Origin of the sequence: Burkholderia pyrrocinia (assembly GCF_003330765.1) — a bacterium.
GTDB classification, from domain to species: Bacteria; Pseudomonadota; Gammaproteobacteria; order Burkholderiales; family Burkholderiaceae; genus Burkholderia; species Burkholderia pyrrocinia_B.
Genome location: NZ_CP024902.1, coordinates 1743649 through 1759811 on the forward strand (window position 1 = coordinate 1743649; position 16163 = coordinate 1759811).

18 protein-coding genes and 1 tRNA gene are annotated in these 16163 nt (G+C 67.0%); 11 read left to right on the forward strand and 8 right to left on the reverse strand.

Annotation, left to right across the window (positions count from 1 at the left end; genetic code table 11):
* Nucleotides 1-115 precede the first annotated feature (115 nt).
* The 5 genes from rlmB to CUJ89_RS08325 all read left to right on the forward strand — a co-directional run bounded on the left by rlmB (nucleotide 116) and on the right by CUJ89_RS08325 (nucleotide 4707).
* On the forward strand, nucleotides 116-859 hold the full coding sequence (rlmB, locus tag CUJ89_RS08305) for a 23S rRNA (guanosine(2251)-2'-O)-methyltransferase RlmB (RefSeq protein ID WP_114176900.1): 744 nt from the start codon (nucleotides 116-118) through the stop codon (nucleotides 857-859).
* Between the two features lie 97 nt (nucleotides 860-956).
* Complete coding sequence (locus tag CUJ89_RS08310) at nucleotides 957-1829, forward strand: N-acetylmuramoyl-L-alanine amidase (RefSeq protein WP_114176901.1); 873 nt, start codon at nucleotides 957-959, stop codon at nucleotides 1827-1829.
* 98 nt (nucleotides 1830-1927) lie between these two features.
* The gene (gene rpiA, locus CUJ89_RS08315; RefSeq protein WP_114176902.1) at nucleotides 1928-2623 is read left to right on the forward strand and encodes a ribose-5-phosphate isomerase RpiA; all 696 of its coding nucleotides are present in this window, start codon (nucleotides 1928-1930) and stop codon (nucleotides 2621-2623) included.
* Between the two features lie 279 nt (nucleotides 2624-2902).
* A complete protein-coding gene (locus CUJ89_RS08320; RefSeq protein WP_114176903.1) occupies nucleotides 2903-3619 on the forward strand; it encodes a FadR/GntR family transcriptional regulator in 717 nt (238 codons plus the stop codon).
* A gap of 101 nt (nucleotides 3620-3720) precedes the next feature.
* Complete coding sequence (locus CUJ89_RS08325) at nucleotides 3721-4707, forward strand: Gfo/Idh/MocA family protein (RefSeq protein WP_114176904.1); 987 nt, start codon at nucleotides 3721-3723, stop codon at nucleotides 4705-4707.
* Nucleotides 4708-4756: 49 nt separating this feature from the next.
* Here the strand turns inward: CUJ89_RS08325 and CUJ89_RS08330 are convergent, their stop codons facing one another.
* The 7 genes from CUJ89_RS08330 to CUJ89_RS08360 form a co-directional block, all read right to left on the reverse strand.
* A complete protein-coding gene (locus CUJ89_RS08330; protein ID WP_114176905.1) occupies nucleotides 4757-5449 on the reverse strand; it encodes an amino acid ABC transporter permease in 693 nt (230 codons plus the stop codon).
* Nucleotides 5450-5571: 122 nt separating this feature from the next.
* Entirely contained in the window at nucleotides 5572-6366 is a 795-nt protein-coding gene (locus tag CUJ89_RS08335) for a cystine ABC transporter substrate-binding protein (RefSeq protein ID WP_114176906.1), read from the reverse strand.
* A 102-nt stretch (nucleotides 6367-6468) separates the two neighbouring features.
* Nucleotides 6469-7506, reverse strand: a complete 1038-nt coding sequence (locus CUJ89_RS08340; protein WP_114176907.1) for a quinone-dependent dihydroorotate dehydrogenase — start codon at nucleotides 7504-7506, stop codon at nucleotides 6469-6471.
* Between the two features lie 98 nt (nucleotides 7507-7604).
* On the reverse strand, nucleotides 7605-8435 hold the full coding sequence (locus tag CUJ89_RS08345; RefSeq protein WP_114176908.1) for an arginyltransferase: 831 nt from the start codon (nucleotides 8433-8435) through the stop codon (nucleotides 7605-7607).
* A gap of 33 nt (nucleotides 8436-8468) precedes the next feature.
* Nucleotides 8469-9233: a leucyl/phenylalanyl-tRNA--protein transferase gene (gene aat / locus CUJ89_RS08350; protein ID WP_114176909.1), complete on the reverse strand. Its 765-nt coding sequence runs from the start codon at nucleotides 9231-9233 to the stop codon at nucleotides 8469-8471.
* A gap of 11 nt (nucleotides 9234-9244) precedes the next feature.
* Nucleotides 9245-9790 carry an NUDIX hydrolase gene (locus CUJ89_RS08355; protein WP_114176910.1) on the reverse strand — a complete coding sequence of 182 codons (546 nt, stop codon included), beginning with the start codon at nucleotides 9788-9790 and terminating at the stop codon, nucleotides 9245-9247.
* Between the two features lie 185 nt (nucleotides 9791-9975).
* Nucleotides 9976-10052: transfer RNA gene (locus CUJ89_RS08360), tRNA-Met, on the reverse strand.
* A gap of 197 nt (nucleotides 10053-10249) precedes the next feature.
* Between CUJ89_RS08360 and CUJ89_RS08365 the strand changes: the two genes are divergently transcribed.
* Genes CUJ89_RS08365 through CUJ89_RS08375 form a run of 3 tightly spaced genes read left to right on the forward strand, consistent with a single transcriptional unit; the run spans nucleotide 10250 to nucleotide 12275 of the window.
* Nucleotides 10250-10747 carry a heme-degrading domain-containing protein gene (locus CUJ89_RS08365; RefSeq protein WP_114176911.1) on the forward strand — a complete coding sequence of 166 codons (498 nt, stop codon included), beginning with the start codon at nucleotides 10250-10252 and terminating at the stop codon, nucleotides 10745-10747.
* A 3-nt stretch (nucleotides 10748-10750) separates the two neighbouring features.
* Entirely contained in the window at nucleotides 10751-11089 is a 339-nt protein-coding gene (locus tag CUJ89_RS08370; RefSeq protein ID WP_006764441.1) for a DMT family transporter, read from the forward strand.
* 31 nt (nucleotides 11090-11120) lie between these two features.
* Entirely contained in the window at nucleotides 11121-12275 is a 1155-nt protein-coding gene (locus CUJ89_RS08375) for an enoyl-CoA hydratase/isomerase family protein (RefSeq protein ID WP_114176912.1), read from the forward strand.
* A 121-nt stretch (nucleotides 12276-12396) separates the two neighbouring features.
* Here CUJ89_RS08375 and CUJ89_RS08380 read toward each other — a convergent pair whose 3' ends face one another.
* Nucleotides 12397-12825 (reverse strand): hypothetical protein, encoded by a 429-nt coding sequence (locus CUJ89_RS08380; protein WP_114176913.1) that lies wholly within the window; start codon nucleotides 12823-12825, stop codon nucleotides 12397-12399.
* A 340-nt stretch (nucleotides 12826-13165) separates the two neighbouring features.
* Here CUJ89_RS08380 and ssuD point away from each other — a divergent pair, with 340 nt between their 5' ends.
* Genes ssuD through CUJ89_RS08395 form a run of 3 tightly spaced genes read left to right on the forward strand, consistent with a single transcriptional unit; the run spans nucleotide 13166 to nucleotide 16109 of the window.
* On the forward strand, nucleotides 13166-14323 hold the full coding sequence (gene ssuD, locus CUJ89_RS08385) for an FMNH2-dependent alkanesulfonate monooxygenase (RefSeq protein WP_114178545.1): 1158 nt from the start codon (nucleotides 13166-13168) through the stop codon (nucleotides 14321-14323).
* 17 nt (nucleotides 14324-14340) lie between these two features.
* Nucleotides 14341-15153, forward strand: a complete 813-nt coding sequence (ssuC, locus tag CUJ89_RS08390; RefSeq protein ID WP_114176914.1) for an aliphatic sulfonate ABC transporter permease SsuC — start codon at nucleotides 14341-14343, stop codon at nucleotides 15151-15153.
* The gene (locus tag CUJ89_RS08395) at nucleotides 15150-16109 is read left to right on the forward strand and encodes an ATP-binding cassette domain-containing protein (RefSeq protein WP_114176915.1); all 960 of its coding nucleotides are present in this window, start codon (nucleotides 15150-15152) and stop codon (nucleotides 16107-16109) included. The genes ssuC and CUJ89_RS08395 overlap by 4 nt, the downstream gene beginning before the upstream one ends.
* Nucleotides 16110-16163: the final 54 nt, after the last annotated feature.

Consider the following 16163-nt stretch of genomic DNA (forward strand, 5'->3'; position numbering starts at 1 on the left):
TATCGAAAGACGCCGCGTCACCGGTCATCGGCCGGCAACGCGGCGCTTTCCTTTTCCATGGATCGCGGCTGCGCGCGTCGCGCGGCCGCACGTTTGATCGAAGGTTGTTCCAGTCATGTCACGTCTGAAGGTTCTTTACGGTTTTCATGCGGTGACCGCACGTTTGCGGCACGATGCATCGACGGTTGCGGAGGTGCTGTACGACCAGACGCGCCGCGACCGCCGCATGCAGGACTTCCTGCACACCGCGAAAGAAGCGGGCGTGCGGCTGATCGCGGCCGACGAAACGCGCCTGTGGGGCCTCGCCCATACCGAGCGCCACCAGGGCGTCGTCGCGCGAGTCGAGGACGTCCCGCTCGCGCAGAACCTGTCCGAGCTGCTCGACGGCATCCAGGGCCCCGCGCTGCTGCTCGTGCTCGACGGCGTCACCGATCCGCACAACCTCGGCGCATGCCTGCGTGTCGCCGATTCGGCCGGCGCGCACGCGGTGATCGCGCCGCGCGACCGTGCAGTCGGCCTGAACGCGACCGCGGCCAAGGTGGCGAGCGGCGCTGCCGATACGGTGCCGTACATCACGGTGACAAACCTCGCCCGCGCGCTGCGCGAGCTGAAGGAAGCCGGCGTGTGGATCATCGGTACGTCGGACGAGGCGTCGGCAACGCTCTACGAAACGAAGCTCGACGGCCCCGTCGCGCTCGTGATGGGCGCGGAAGGCGAAGGCATGCGCCGGCTCACGCGCGACACCTGCGACAACGTGATGAGCATCCCGATGGCCGGCAGCGTGGAAAGCCTGAACGTGTCGGTCGCAAGTGGCGTGTGCCTGTACGAAGCCGTGCGCCAGCGGCGCGTGAAGGGCTGACGCAGCCCGGTCTCGCGCGATGTGCGCGCGCCTGGCATGCCCCGACGCCCCGTGCCGCGATGCGATGCGGCACGCGGCTCTCCGGAGCTCGCCACCGATGACCCTGTTGCGCGTTGGCGCATCATGCGCCGTGCTGTGCCTGCTGGCTGCCTGCACGGCGCCGTCGCTCGTCGAACGCGGCACTTACTACGCCGACACGAGCCTGCCCGCGCGCGGTGCCGATTCGCGGATCCGCTTTCTCGTGATGCATTACACCGAAAGCGACGAAGCGAAATCGCTGCGCACGCTGACGGGCGATTCGGTCAGCGTGCATTACGTCGTGCCGCCGCAGCCGCGCATCGAGCACGGGATGCCGGTCGTCTACCAGCTCGTTCCGGAATCGAAACGCGCATGGCATGCGGGCGTCAGCGAGTGGCAGGGCACGACCGAACTGAACGCGGCGTCGATCGGCATCGAGAACGTGAACCGCGGCCCGCTCGATCCGCAGAATCGCACCTGGCAGCCGTACCCGCCCGAACAGGTCGAAGCGCTGACCCGCCTGTCGAAGGACATCGTCGCGCGCTACGGGATTCCGCCGACGCGCGTGGTCGGGCACAGCGACATCGCGCCGCAGCGCAAGATCGATCCGGGGCCGCTGTTTCCGTGGCATGCGCTTGCACAGGCCGGTGTCGGCGCATGGCCAGACGATGCGGCCGTTGCTGCGCGGCTCGGCGGCCGCGACCCGCACGCGCTGGTCGATGTGCGCGAACTGCAGCTCAAGCTCGCGCGCTACGGCTACGACGTGCCGGCCGACGGCGTGCTCGACGCACGCACGCGACGCGTGTTCGCGGCGTTCCAGATGCATTTCAGGCCATCCGACTATGCGGGCAATCCGGATGCCGAAAGCGACGCGATCGCGCAGGCGTTGCTCGACAAGTACTTCCCCGACACGCAACCGGCGGACAACGCGCCCGCGGCCGGCGCGCCCTGAACACGCCGCGCACCGCGCGCCGCGGGCCGAAAAACGCGGGCCGTCATCCGAGTCCGGTAAACTGGCGGTTTTCCGCAATCCCGCAGCATTACCACTCCATGACTCAAGACGAACTCAAACGCCTCGTCGGCCAGGCCGCCGCTGATTACGTGATCCAGAACGTGCCGGAAGGCGCCGTGATCGGCGTCGGCACCGGCTCGACCGCCAACTGCTTCATCGACGCGCTCGCCGTCGTCAAGTCGCGCTATCGCGGCGCCGTGTCGAGCTCGGTCGCAACGACCGAGCGCCTGAAATCGCACGGCATCAAGGTGTTCGACCTGAACGAGGTCGACTCGCTGCAGGTGTACGTCGACGGCGCCGACGAGATCGATGCGGGCGGCGCGATGATCAAGGGCGGCGGCGGCGCGCTGACGCGCGAGAAGATCGTCGCGTCGGTGGCCGACACGTTCGTCTGCATCGCGGACGCCAGCAAGCGGGTGCCGGTGCTCGGCGCGTTCCCGCTGCCGATCGAGGTCGTGCCGATGGCGCGCACGGCGATCGGCCGGCGCGTGACCGCGCTCGGCGGCGTGCCCGTGCTGCGCGTGACGAAGGACGGCGCGCCGACCATCACCGACAACGGCAACGAGATCATCGACGTGAAGGGGCTGCAGATCGCCGATCCGCGCGGCTTTGAGGCACAGGTGAACGCATGGCCGGGCGTCGTGACGGTCGGCCTGTTTGCCGAGCGCGGCGCGAATCTGTGCTTGCTCGGCACGGAAAACGGCGTTGAAACGATCGTTTATTCGGCTAATTGAAAGAAATGAAAAGCAGTCCGTAGCGGCACGTTGTCGACCGTAATGGATTGGATGTTTAAATCTTGTGGAAATCGGGGCCTGGCAGGCGCAGCGCGCTTCCCGGGCCTTTTTTGAAGCCTTATAAATCACCCCGTCAAAAAGAGGGATAACCCTGTCAGGTGTTTACCAGATAGCGAAATATCCCCGAAATCATCAACTTATAGATCATAAGAACAGTAGTAAACAGGGCCGGCGGAACTGCGGAGCAGGTGTTCGCAAATCGACGCACGGGGAGGTGTCATGGAGCAGGGCAAAGACCGGTCACTGGTCGCCAAAGTGATGGATGGGCTTGTCTCGGGTATCGTCGAAGACAAGTACGGCGGCATCCTGCCGCCACAGGACGTGTTGTCGAAAGAGTTCGACGTGAGTCGCACTGTGATGCGGGAAGCGTTGTCGATGTTGCTTGCGCGCGACATGCTCGACGTGCGGCCGAAAGTTGGCACGCGCGTGCGGCCGATGCGCGACTGGCGCATGATCGACGAAGACGTGGTGAGCTGGCGATTTCGAGCAAAACCCGATCCGCAGTTCATGCGCGACGTCATCGAATTTCGGATGCTGATCGAACCGCGCGCGACCGCGCAGGCGGCGGTGCGTGCGACGGCGACCGACATCGCGGGCATTCGCGAAGCGTTCGATGCGTTCAAGGTGCTGCAGCCGGGCGATCCCGGCTACGACACGGCGGACGAGTTGCTGCACACGCGGATCGTCCAGGCGAGCGGCAACCAGTTCTTCCAGCAGATGGCGGCGATCGTGCGCGGTGCGGTGCGACTCGTGAATCCGCGCGTCGTGCAGAAGGAGGGGGCGCACGACATCGTGGTGAAGGCGCATGGGCGTGTCGTCGATGCGATCGAGCGGCGCGATCCGCGCGAGGCGGAAGCGGCATCGCTCGCACTGATCGATTTCAGTGCCGACGAGATCTCGCGCGATTTCTCCGTCGATGTGCCCGTGCGCGCCTGACGCTGTTCGCGTCGCTCATCCGTGTGCTGGCGAGCCGTTTATCATGACGGCCGGCCGGCAGCGTGCCGGCTACCGTCATACGACCGACACGGAAGATCAGGATGAACGACAACGACCATCGCCCGGTGCGCTTCGGCATCGTCGGCGCAGGCGGCATTGCGCGCCGCTTCGCGCAAAGCCTCGCGCACGTGCCGGGTGCCACGCTCGCCGGTGCCTGGGCCCGCCGCGCCGACGCGGCGGCAGCCTTTTGCGGAACTTGCGGCGGCACGCCCGCCACGAGCCTCGAAGCGCTCCTCGCGAGCGATATCGACGCGGTCTACATCGCGACGCTCCATGATAGTCACGCGCAGTACACGCTGGCCGCGCTTGCCGCCGGCAACGCCGTGCTGTGCGAAAAGCCCGCGACGTTGAACGCGGCGCAACTCGACACCGTGCTGCGTGCGGCACGCGACGCCGGGCGGCTTTTCATGGAAGCGATGAAGCCGCCGTTCTTTCCGCTGTACCGTCAATTGCGTGCGCACCTGCACGACGATCCGATCGGCGAGATCCGGCTCGTGCGCGCGGGGTGCGCATCGTCGTCCGTACCGGACGACCATTCCGTCTATCGCCTCGATCGCGCGGGCGGCGCGCTGCTCGATATCGGGATCTACGAGGCGTTTCTCGCGGTCGACTGGCTCGGCGCGGCGCTCGACGTGCAGACGCTCGGCCGCGTCGGCACGACGGGGGTCGACATGTTCGCGAGCCTGAACAGTCTGCATGCGAACGGCGGGATCGCACAGCTCTTTTGCGGGCTCGATGTGATGGGGCGCGGCGACGCGCTGATCGCCGCGGCCGGCGGGCACGTGACGATTCACGAGAAGTGGTGGAACCCCGCACGCGCGACGATCCGTTATGCGGACGGGCGGACGGTCGAGCTCGACGCGCCGGTCGACGGCGGCGGGCTGAACTACGAGACCGCGCATTTCTGCGATCTGCTGCGCGCGGGCGAAACCGAAAGCCCGATCATGACGCACGACCATTCGCGGCAGATGATCGCGATGACCGATGCGGCGCGCGCCGTGCTCGGCGTGCGTTATTCGGGCGAGTAGGCGGAAAGGTGGGGGCGCCGGGCACGCGTGCCCGGCGGATGGCGTGCGCTCAGTGCCGCGACGGCAGCGACAGGCGCTTTTCGTACCAGCGCTGCACCCATTCGAGGATCTGGCACAGGATCCAGTACACGGCTGCGGCGGCGAGATAGAGCGGCAGCGGCTGATAGGTCGCCGCGATCACTTCCTGCGCGCTGCGCAGCAGTTCGGTCACGGTGATCACGGACACGAGCGACGTGTCCTTGATCAGGCTGATCAGGCTGTTCGACAGGCTCGGCACGGCGATGCGCAGCGCCTGCGGACCGATCACGTAGCGCAGCGTCTGCCCCCATGACAGCCCGAGGCTGTACGCGGCGAGCCATTGGCCGCGCGCGATCCCGTTGATGGCGCCGCGCATGCTTTCGGACATGTAAGCCGCGACGTTCGCGGACAGCGCGATGACGCCGGCCGGCGTCGGGTCGAGCGAGATGCCGAGGCTCGGCAGCCCGTAATAGATGACGAAGATCTGCACGAGCAGCGGCGTGCCGCGCATCAGGCTCACATACGCGCGCGCAAGCCATGCGAGCACGTTGACCCAGATGCGTTCGAAGCCGTCGAGCGCTTCGCTCTGCCGGATGCCCATCATCGCGAGCACGACGGCGCCAAGCAGGCCGAACACCATCGACAGTACGGCGAACTTGACGGTCAGTACGGCGCCCTGGGCGAGCACCGGCAGCGATTGGACTAGCAGGGACGTTGTCGACATGGAATACGAATCGAATGCGTGCGCGAAAGCGCAATCATAAACCGGACGAATAAAACAAAGGGCGGCATCGTTGCGGATGCCGCCCTTTCCGGCCCGCCGTCAGGCGGGAAATGCAGGCGTGCTTACTTGATCGGCTTCGTCACGTCGATGCCGAACCATTTGTCGGAGATCTTCGTGAACGTGCCGTCGGCCTCGAGTTGCGCCATCGCGTCGTCGATCGCCTTCTGGAACTTCGGGTTGTCCTTCTTGAACGGGATGCCCGACGGGTTCGCCGAGCCGACGTTCGCGCCCGGGCGCAGCGGCAGCTGCGAATTCTTCGTCAGGTAGGCGAGCATCAGGCGGTCGTTGAGCGCCGCGTCCAGGCGGCCGGCCGCGAGATCGCGCAGGTACTCGGGGGCGCCCGGGTACGTCTTCACGTCGATGCCGGGCACCGATTTCGCCATGTCCATGTAGTTCGTGCCGAGCGCGACGCCGAGCTTCTTGCCTTTCAGGTCGTCCAGCGACTTGAACTGGCGCGTGTCGTCCTTGCGCTGGATCAGTTGCGCGGACGAATACGTGTACGCCGGCGAGAAGTCGAGCGTCTCCTTGCGCTTGTCGGTGATGCCGACCTGGTTGGCGATCACGTCGAACTTGCCGGCCTGCAGGCCCGCGATGATGCCGCTCCATTCGGTCGTCACGAATTCCGCCTTCACGCCGAGCTTCGCGGCCACGGCCTTCGCGATGTCGACGTCGAAGCCGACGAGTTCGCCTTGCGGGTTCTTCGAGTTGAACGGCGGGAACGTGCCTTCGAGGCCGATCCGCAGCGTGCCGCGTTGTTTCACCTGGTCGAGGAGGTCGGCCGCATGTGCGGTGGCGGCGGCGAACGACGTGCCGATCAGACCGGCAACCAGCAGCTTCTTCAGCAGCGAAAATTTCATCGTGTGAGCTTCCTTGCCCCAGCGGGGCGCTTGAGTCTGACAATAGGGCCGATGATAGCGAAAACGCAATCGAACTCTAAATATCGTTTGTTTATGCCTATATTACGCGGCGCGCTCGCGGGCGATGGCTTTCACGCATTCGGCGACGAGTGCGGGGCCGCGATAGATGAAGCCCGTATAGAGCTGGACGAGCGCCGCGCCGGCTGCGAGCTTCGCACGCGCGTCCTCGCCCGAGAAAATGCCGCCGACGCCGATGATCGGCACTTCGCTGCCGACTTGGGCGTGCAGCTTGCGGATCACTTCGTTCGATGCGTCGAACACGGGGCGGCCCGACAGGCCGCCGGCTTCGTCCGCATGCGGCAAGCCCTGGACGGCGGCGCGCGACAGCGTCGTGTTGGTGGCGATCACCGCCTCGATCTTGTGGCGCAGCAGCGTGTCGCCGATTTCCTTGACCTGTTCGTCGTCGAGATCGGGCGCGATCTTCAGCGCGAGCGGCACGAGCTTGCCGTGCAGGTCGGCGAGGCGCTGCTGCTTGTCCTTCAGCGCCGCGAGCAGTGCATCGAGCTCGCCCGCGCCTTGCAGCTGGCGCAGGTTCTTCGTGTTCGGCGACGAGATGTTGATCGTCACGTAGCTCGCGAACGGGTACACGCGCTCGAGGCAGTACAGGTAATCCTCGGCGGCGCGCTCGATCGGCGTATCGGCGTTCTTGCCGATGTTCAGGCCGAGGATGCCGCGATAGCGGGCGGCCTGGACGTTCTTCACGAACTGGTCGACGCCGTGGTTGTTGAAGCCCATCCGGTTGATCAGCGCGTCGGCCTGCGGCAGGCGGAACATCCGCGGGCGCGGGTTGCCGGGCTGCGGGCGCGGCGTGACCGTGCCGACCTCGATGAAGCCGAAGCCGAGCGCCGCGAGGCCGTCGATGGCCGCGCCGTCCTTGTCGAGGCCAGCCGCGAGGCCGACCGGGTTGCGGAACGTGAGCCCCATCACGGTGCGCGGCGCGTCGGGCACGCGGGCCGACAGCGCGCAGGCGAGGCCCGTGCGGCCGGCCGCGCCGAGCGCGCGCAGCGTGAGGTGGTGAGCGTCTTCCGCATCCATTTTGAACAGGGATGCGCGGGCCAGCGGATAGAGGGAACTGAACACGGGAATTGGGCGGACAGCCGGAATGAATGACAACCCGCTATTTTACCGGGAGTTGCGCTGCAGGGGCGCGCTTCGCTTCGTCAGCCCCGCAGTGCGCGTCAATCCGCGCCGGAATGCCCGCCCGGCAACGGTGCGCGGGCCAGCGCCGCGTCGACGGGCGGCAGGTCGATCCGTTCCGGATCGAGTATCTTCCAGCGGCCGTCGATCAGCCCTTCGAGCGGATGGAAGTTCGCCTTGTAGGCCATCTTCGGGCTCTCGCGGATCCAGTAGCCGAGGTACACGTACGGCAGGCCGAGGCTCTTCGCCTGCTCGATCTGCCACAGGATGTTGTAGGTGCCGTAGCTCGTGTGCCGATCGTCGGGCTCGAAGAACGTATAGACGGACGACAGCCCGTCGCCGAGGATGTCGATCATGCTGACCATGCGCAGCTTGCCGGGCTCGCCGCCCGGCGCGTCGAGATCGCGGAATTCGACGAGGCGCGAGTTGATCCGGCTCTGCAGCAGGAACTGCTCGTACTGGTCGCGGCTGTCGCGATCCATGCCGCCGCCCGCGTGGCGCGCAGACTGGTAGCGCATGTAGAGCGCATAGTGCTCTTCGTCGTAGTGCAGCGGCGAAACCGTCGCGACGAGCGCGCGGTGCCGCTTCCACATCCTGCGCTGCGTGCGCGACGGCACGAACGCATCGATGGGCACGCGCACCGGCACGCATGCGCGGCAGCCGTCGCAGTGCGGGCGATACGTGAAGACACCCGAGCGGCGGAAGCCGGCCTTCACGAGTTCGGTGTAGATGTCGGAGTTGATCAGGTGGCTCGGCGTCGCGACTTGCGAGCGCGCGATGCGGCCGTCCAGATAGCTGCACGGATAGGGCGCCGTTGCATAGAACTGCAGCGCCGAAAGCGGTGAAAGCGGCAGCTCAGTCGGGTGAGTCATGGGCAGCTCTCGATGCAGGGAGGGAGTGCCGCGCTAGCGCTCGATCCCGGAAAGGGCCACCGTTTCGGCGGGGCCCGTCAGCGCGGCGAGCACGCGCTTGTCGAACTGCCACGGAATCGGCGGTTCGGCTACCGCGCCGCGCACGTGAGCGACAAAGGCCTTGCGTGCGATCTCGCGGCCGCCGAGCGACGCTAGATGCGACGTATTCTGCTGGCAGTCTATCATCTCCAGCCCCTGCCCGCGAAGGTGCGCGACGAGCGCGGCCAGCGCGATCTTCGATGCGTCGGTCACGTCCGCATACATCGACTCGCCGAAAAACATCCGCCCGAACGACACGCCGTACAGGCCGCCGACACGGCGCCCGTCGTGCCAGGTCTCGATGCTGTGCGCGTTGCCGGAGCGGTAGAGTGACGTATACGCGTCGATGATCTCGGCCGTGATCCACGTGCCGCGCTGCCCGCGGCGCGGCGCCTGTGCGCAGGCGCGCATCACGCCCGGAAAGTCGTGATCGACGCGCACTTCCCATTCGGGCTCGCGCAGCACGCGCTTCAGCGTCTTGCGCAGCGAAGGCGACACCTTGAATTCGGCCGGCACGAGGATCATGCGCGGGTCGGGGCTCCACCACAGCACGGGCTGGCCGTCGGAATACCACGGGAAGATGCCGCGCAGGTACGCGTCGATGAGGCGCGACGGCAGCAGGTCGGCGCTCGCGGCGAGCAGCCCGGGCGCGCCGGTCGCGGGCCCGAGCGCGCGTTCGATGGGCGGAAACGGATCGTCCGGGCCGAGCCAGGGGACCATGGGGCGCGGGCTCAGCCGTTGCGCAGCGAGCGGAAGATATCGCCGGTGTGCACGCCGTAGTCGCCCGCGGCGCGATCGGCGAAGAAGAAGCGCAGGGTCTGGCTGACGGTCGGGAACGCAATCTCGTCCCACGGGATGTCGGCTTCGTCGAACAGCTTCACTTCGAGGCTTTCCTCGCCGGCTTCGAAAGCCGGGTCGGTGAGTCGCGCGAGGTAGAACAGGTGGACCTGGTGCACGTGCGGCACGTTGAGCAGCGTGAACAGGTTCTGCACCTCGACGCGCGCGCCGGCTTCCTCGAGCGTTTCGCGCACGGCGGCTTCCGCCGTCGTCTCGCCCATCTCCATGAAGCCCGCGGGCAGCGTCCAGAACCCGTAGCGCGGCTCGATCGCGCGGCGGCACAGCAGGATCTGATCGCCCCAGACCGGGACCGTGCCGACGACGTTGCGCGGATTCTGGTAATGGATCGTGCCGCAGTGATCGCAGACGAAGCGCTCGCGGTTGTCGCCCTGAGGAATGCGCGCGATGACTTCGTGACCGCAGACGGAGCAGAATTTCATGTCGAGTGGAAGGGACGAGGTGATGCGAGTGTATCACCGGGGCGTGGCATTCTCGAACGCCTGCGCATGCGGGCGGCGTGCCGCGCGAAGCGGAGGGCGCGGGTGCGCGAAGAGGGGCGGGGATCGTGTGCGGAAAAACAAAAAGCCCGGCACGGGGCCGGGCTTTTTGCACGAATCTGGACGTTTGGTTGCGGGGGTAGGATTTGAACCTACGACCTTCGGGTTATGAGCCCGACGAGCTGCCAGACTGCTCCACCCCGCGTCCGTCGAAGAAATGAATTATAAGGTGGTAACCGAGCGCGTGCAAGCACTTTCTGACAATCCCGTGTCGCGTCTGGCGGGGACGGTACGGCGGGCGCGTGCGCTAGAATCGAGCGGTTTGTTTCGCCCCTTCGGCAATGGCGCCGTGCGCGATCGCATCGGCGCCGTTGCGACTCACCTTACTGCATCGACGGATTCATGGACATCGCTCACGATCTGCAATCGATCGGCGCGCAGGAACAGGCGCTCGTGTTTCCCCATTTCGACCCGGCCCGCGCGTGGGCGCTGGGCAACCGGATGCATGCGCTCGCGACGACGCGCGGCTATGCAATCGCAATCGACATCGTCACGTTCGGCCAGCCGCTGTTTTACGCGGCGCTCGCCGGCGCGACGCCCGACAACGCCGACTGGGTGCGCCGCAAGCGCAACGTCGTCGCGCATTTCCGCCGCAGCTCGTATGCAATCGGCCTGCGCATGCAGCAGGCCGGCGCCACGCTGGCGGACAAGCACGGGCTGCCGATCGCCGAGTATGCGCCGCACGGCGGCGCGTTTCCGCTGACCGTCGCCGGCGCCGGCGTGATCGGCTCGGTCACCGCGTCGGGGCTGCCGCAGCGCGCGGACCACGAATTCGTCGTCGAGGCGTTGTGTGCCGAGCTCGGTCACGACTACGCCGTACTGGCCCTCGCAAGGAGCTGAGCGATGCAGCTTCCCGGATACGCATGGCTCGCGATCGCGATCGTCGCGGAAGTGATCGGCACGTCCGCGCTGCGCGCGGCGGACGGCTTCACGCGCTTCTGGCCGTCGGCGCTCGTCGTCGCCGGTTACGGCATCGCGTTCTACTGCCTGTCGCTGACACTGCGCACGATGCCCGTCGGCATCATCTATGCAGTCTGGTCGGGCGCCGGCATCGTGCTGATCACGCTCGTCGCGATGCTGCTCTATCGTCAGGTGCCGGACGTGCCGGCGGTGATCGGACTCGGGCTGATCATCGCGGGTGTCGTGGTGCTGAACCTGTTCTCGAAGATGCAGGCGCACTGAGCGTGCGACTGCCATTTGCCGGATGGCCCTCATGACCGACTCCACTTCCGCTGCCGTTTCCGCCGAATCCGCCCAGCCCGACGTACGCGCGTATGTCGAGAACCGCATCGGCTTTCTCGAACTGAACCGGCCGAAGGCGCTGAACGCGCTGTCGGTCGGCATGATCCGGCTGATGCAGCAGGCGCTCGACGCGTGGCGCGACGATCCCGAGGTCGTCGCGGTCGTCGTGCACAGCCCGCATCCACGTGCGTTCTGCGCGGGCGGCGACGTGCGCTTCTTCCACGACGCGTGGCAGCGCGGCGACCGCGATGCGGTCGACACGTTCTTTATCGAGGAATACACGCTGAACCATGCGATCTTCGCGTATCCGAAGCCTTACATCGCGCTGATGCACGGCGTCGTGATGGGCGGCGGCATGGGCATTTCGCAGGCGGCGCGGCATACGGGCGGCCTGCGCGTCGTGACCGACTCGACGAAGATGGCGATGCCCGAAACGCGCATCGGCCTGTTCCCGGACGTCGGGATGAGCTGGTTTCTCGCACGCACGCCCGGCGCGATCGGCCGCTATCTCGCCGTGACCGGCGCGCCGCTCGACGCGGCCGGCGCGCTGTACGCGCAGCTCGCCGACGTCTATCTGCCCGATGCCGCGCTGCCGGCGCTGCTCGACACGCTGCGCAGCACGCGCCTCGACAACGGCGCGCAGGCCGTCGCCTGCGTGGCCGACGCGGCTGCCGCGCACAAGGTCGTGCCGACGCCCGACACGTCGGCGCTGGCCGATGCGCGCGCCGGGATCGACCGGCATTTCGCGCAGCCGGATATCGGCGCGATCCTCGCGTCGCTCGACGACGAGCAGGATTGCGCGGCCGTCGACGGATGGGTCGAGAAGGCGACCCACGCGATGCGCGGCCAGCTGTCGCCGCTGTCGATGGCCGTGTCGCTCGAAGTCGTCGAGCGTGCACGCGGCGCGACGATGGCCGATTGCCTGCGGCGCGATCTCGATCTCACGCGCTCGACGTTCGCGCATGGCGACGTGATCGAAGGCGTGCGCGCGTTGATCGTCGACAAGGATCAGCAGCCGGTCTGGCGCTTCAAATCGGTCGCCGACATCGATCGTGCAGACGTGCTCGCAATGTTCGACAGCCCGTGGACGCCCGATACGCATCCGCTGCGGAATCTGCGGGACTGACGTCGGCCGGGCCGAGTCAAGCACGGAATCGAAATGCAAAGGCCGCGTGCATGTGCAGGCGGCCTTTGCGTTGATGGGCGTCGATTCGACTGCGATCGAAGGGCGTGGAGACCGGGCCGGGTTACGCGTCGCCCGCGTCGTCCGACATGAACGCGCGCATGAACACGAGCGCACCGAAGCCCCATACCGCGTTCGCCGCGAAGCCGGCCGCGAGCACGGGCATCATGTTGCCCGACGGCCAGATACCGCGCAGCGGATCGATCGCGAACACGCGGGCGGCCGTCAGCACGATGCCGCCGAACACCAGCGCGCCGATCCACGATGCCTCGCGCTCCGGCGAGACCCGCAGCAGCCACGCCATCGGGATCGCGCAGCACGCGCTGATCAGCGCATTCGCGACAAATTCAGGAATGCCGAGCGGCGCGAACGGCTGCGTGGAGAAGCCGGTTGCGGCGATCAGGTCAGCCGTGTGAAGGAGTGCGAGCGTGGCTTCGCGGAAGAACAGGGCGGCCAGGAAGCCGGACAGGAATGGCAGGATGACTTTCTGCATCGATGAGTGCACCGCTGGCGCGCACGGCCGGGGCCGTCCGCGCGGAGTTATTCGGATAGGTGCGTCATTATAGGGCCCGGCCGCCGCGATATTCGCTCCAGCGTCGTGCTAATCACGAAAGCGGAAAACCTAAGCTCAAAAAAATCGTTCCAAAGCCCTGCACCGATCCCTAGACTGATTTCCCAGAAACAGCCGTGCAATCGCGTCCTCGCCCGCTGCACGGCCTGACCGGCGAGCCATCCCGATTCGAACGCACACCATGCATGCGTCGCTCATCCGCGACGCGAGCAGGGCGATGTTTTTTCAAATTCCGGCAAGGACAGTCAAGCAGGAGCAGCAGATGAATGTGTTCTGGTTTATCCCCACGCATGGCGACAGCCGCTATCTCGGCACGGCCGAAGGCGCGCGCGCCGCGGATTACGCTTATTTCAAGCAGGTTGCCGTGGCGGCCGACACGCTCGGCTACGACGGCGTGCTGCTGCCGACCGGCCGTTCCTGCGAGGATGCGTGGGTCGTCGCGTCGAGCTTGATCCCGGCGACGCAGCGTCTGAAGTTCCTGGTCGCGATCCGTCCCGGCATCGCGTCGCCGGGGCTGTCGGCACGGATGGCCGCGACGTTCGACCGTCTGTCGGGCGGCCGTTTGCTGATCAATGTCGTGACGGGCGGCGATGCCGCCGAACTCGAAGGCGACGGCCTGTTCGCCGATCACGATACGCGCTACGAGATCACCGACGATTTCCTGAACATCTGGCGCGGGCTGCTATCCGCGTCGCACGACAACGGTGGCTTCGACTATATCGGCAAGCACCTGCAGTCGAAGGGCGGCAAGGCGCTTTATCCGCCGGTGCAGCGTCCGCATCCGCCGCTGTGGTTCGGCGGTTCGTCGCCGGCCGCGCACGAGATCGCGGCCGATCACATCGATACCTACCTGACCTGGGGCGAGCCGCCCGAGGCCGTCGCGAAGAAGATCGCGGACATCCGCGCCCGTGCGGAGGCGCGCGGCCGCAAGATCCGATTCGGCATTCGCATGCACGTGATCGTGCGCGAGACCGAGGACGAAGCGTGGCGCGATGCCGAGCGCCTGATCAGCCGTCTCGACGACGACACGATCGCACGTGCGCAGAAAGCGTTCGCGAACATGGATTCGGAAGGCCAGCGCCGGATGGCCGCGTTGCACGGCGGCAAGCGTGGCGGCCGCGACGCGCTCGAGGTGTATCCGAACCTGTGGGCCGGCGTCGGTCTCGTGCGCGGCGGCGCGGGTACCGCGCTCGTCGGTAATCCCGAGCAGGTCGCGGAACGCATGCGCGAATACGCTGATCTCGGCATCGAGACGTTCATTCTGTCCGGCTACCCGCACCTCGAGGAATCGTATCGCTTCGCCGAACTCGTGTTCCCGCTGATCAAGGGCAAGGGCGCGGAGCGGGCGACTGGCCCGCTGTCGGGGCCGTTCGGCGAGATCGTCGGCAACAGTTATCTGCCGAAGGCGAGCCAGAGCTGAACGAGGGGAGTCCTGCGATGACAACGAAAACATCGACGACGGGCGCCGCCGTGGCCGCCCGCGCATGGCGCGGCATCGCGCCGTGGCTCGTGCCGCTCGCGCTGCTGGTTGGATGGGAAGTCGGCGCGCGCGTCGGCTGGCTGTCGACCCGCGTACTGCCCGAGCCGGTTGCGGTCGTGCGCGCGGCCTGGTCGCTCGTGACGTCGGGCGAAATGTGGGTGAACGTGAAGGTCAGCACGTGGCGCGCGCTGTTCGGCTTCGCGATCGGCGGCGGCGTCGGCCTCGCGCTGGGGCTCGCGACCGGCTTGTCGAAGGCCGCCGAGGTCGCGCTCGATTCGACGATCCAGATGATCCGCAACATCCCGGCGCTCGCGATGATTCCGCTCGTGATCCTGTGGTTCGGCATCGACGAGAGGGCGAAGCTGTTCCTCGTCGCGCTGGGTGTGTTCTTTCCGGTCTACATCAACACGTACCACGGGATCCGCTCGGTCGACGCGAACCTGATCGAGATGGCGAAGAGCTACGGCGTGCGTGGTTTTGCGCTGTACCGCGACGTGATCCTGCCCGGTGCGTTGCCGTCGATCCTCGTCGGCGTGCGCTTCGCGCTCGGGCTGATGTGGGTGATGCTGATCGTCGCGGAAACGATCTCCGCGCAGTCGGGCATCGGCTACATGACGATGAACGCGCGCGAATTCCTGCAAACCGACGTGGTGGTGGTCGGCATCCTGCTGTACGCGGTGCTCGGCAAGCTGGCCGATGTGCTGGCGAAATGGCTCGAGCGTGTGACGCTGCGCTGGCACCCCGCTTACCAATCAGGAGCAAAGGCATGAATGCGACGACTTCGGCGGCCGCCTACGGCCCGCTCGCCGGCGCAGACCTCGAGGCCGAGCTTGCGCAGGCACGTGTCGCGGACGGCGACGCGCGAGACGCGGCGATCCTCGATCGCGACGGCAGCGCATCGGTCGTTCCGCTCGCGCGGCGGCGAGCGGGAAGCCCGGCACCCGACGACGCGGTGACGCTGTCGGGCGTCAGCAAGCGCTTCGGCGCGCGCACCGTGCTCGACAACATCGATCTCGGCATCGCGCGCGGCAGCTTCGTCGCGATCGTCGGCCGCAGCGGCTGCGGGAAATCGACGCTGCTGCGCCTCGTCGCGGGACTCGAGCAGCCGAGCAGCGGCGCGCTCGTGACGCGCGGCGAGGGTGGCGGCGCGCTCGATATGCGGATCATGTACCAGGAGGCGCGCCTGCTGCCGTGGAAGACCGTACTGCAGAACGTGATGCTGGGTCTCGGGCGCGGCGCACGCGACGAAGCGCGCGCAGTGCTCGATGAAGTCGGCCTGCTGGAACGTGCGAACGACTGGCCTGCGCAACTGTCGGGCGGCCAGCGGCAGCGCGTCGCACTGGCCCGCGCGCTCGTGCACCGGCCGCAACTGCTGTTGCTCGACGAGCCGCTCGGCGCGCTCGACGCGCTGACCCGCATCGAAATGCATGCGCTGATCGAGCGGTTGTGGCGCGAACATCGGTTCACCGCGCTGCTCGTCACGCACGACGTGCAGGAGGCCGTCGCGCTCGGCGACCGCATCCTGCTCATCGAGCAGGGGCGCGTGGCGCTCGACCAGCCCGTGCCGCTCGACCGGCCGCGTGCCCGCGCATCGGCGGCGTTTGCGGCGCTGGAGGATCGCGTGCTGAAACGCGTGCTCGCCGGCGGCCCCGGCGCGGCCGACCAGGGCACGGCGCATGAAGCAGACAACGTTCGACCGGTCGGGCAGATCCGCTGGGCCGTTTAAATCCGGGCGGCACCGGCCGCCCGTTCTGAGACTCTTTTCTTCGGAGCGATCAAC

What these genes read in the sequence shown, in the direction of transcription:
- CUJ89_RS08395 (WP_114176915.1), top strand. Translation starts at nt 15,150, where the DNA reads ATGAATGCGACGACTTCGGCGGCCGCCTACGGCCCGCTCGCCGGCGCA.
- CUJ89_RS08380 (WP_114176913.1), bottom strand. Translation starts at nt 12,825, where the DNA reads ATGCAGAAAGTCATCCTGCCATTCCTGTCCGGCTTCCTGGCCGCCCTG.
- CUJ89_RS08370 (WP_006764441.1), top strand. Translation starts at nt 10,751, where the DNA reads ATGCAGCTTCCCGGATACGCATGGCTCGCGATCGCGATCGTCGCGGAA.
- rlmB (WP_114176900.1), top strand. Translation starts at nt 116, where the DNA reads ATGTCACGTCTGAAGGTTCTTTACGGTTTTCATGCGGTGACCGCACGT.
- CUJ89_RS08335 (WP_114176906.1), bottom strand. Translation starts at nt 6,366, where the DNA reads ATGAAATTTTCGCTGCTGAAGAAGCTGCTGGTTGCCGGTCTGATCGGC.
- CUJ89_RS08310 (WP_114176901.1), top strand. Translation starts at nt 957, where the DNA reads ATGACCCTGTTGCGCGTTGGCGCATCATGCGCCGTGCTGTGCCTGCTG.
- ssuD (WP_114178545.1), top strand. Translation starts at nt 13,166, where the DNA reads ATGAATGTGTTCTGGTTTATCCCCACGCATGGCGACAGCCGCTATCTC.
- ssuC (WP_114176914.1), top strand. Translation starts at nt 14,341, where the DNA reads ATGACAACGAAAACATCGACGACGGGCGCCGCCGTGGCCGCCCGCGCA.
- CUJ89_RS08330 (WP_114176905.1), bottom strand. Translation starts at nt 5,449, where the DNA reads ATGTCGACAACGTCCCTGCTAGTCCAATCGCTGCCGGTGCTCGCCCAG.
- aat (WP_114176909.1), bottom strand. Translation starts at nt 9,233, where the DNA reads ATGGTCCCCTGGCTCGGCCCGGACGATCCGTTTCCGCCCATCGAACGC.
- CUJ89_RS08355 (WP_114176910.1), bottom strand. Translation starts at nt 9,790, where the DNA reads ATGAAATTCTGCTCCGTCTGCGGTCACGAAGTCATCGCGCGCATTCCT.
- CUJ89_RS08345 (WP_114176908.1), bottom strand. Translation starts at nt 8,435, where the DNA reads ATGACTCACCCGACTGAGCTGCCGCTTTCACCGCTTTCGGCGCTGCAG.
- rpiA (WP_114176902.1), top strand. Translation starts at nt 1,928, where the DNA reads ATGACTCAAGACGAACTCAAACGCCTCGTCGGCCAGGCCGCCGCTGAT.
- CUJ89_RS08325 (WP_114176904.1), top strand. Translation starts at nt 3,721, where the DNA reads ATGAACGACAACGACCATCGCCCGGTGCGCTTCGGCATCGTCGGCGCA.
- CUJ89_RS08320 (WP_114176903.1), top strand. Translation starts at nt 2,903, where the DNA reads ATGGAGCAGGGCAAAGACCGGTCACTGGTCGCCAAAGTGATGGATGGG.
- CUJ89_RS08365 (WP_114176911.1), top strand. Translation starts at nt 10,250, where the DNA reads ATGGACATCGCTCACGATCTGCAATCGATCGGCGCGCAGGAACAGGCG.
- CUJ89_RS08375 (WP_114176912.1), top strand. Translation starts at nt 11,121, where the DNA reads ATGACCGACTCCACTTCCGCTGCCGTTTCCGCCGAATCCGCCCAGCCC.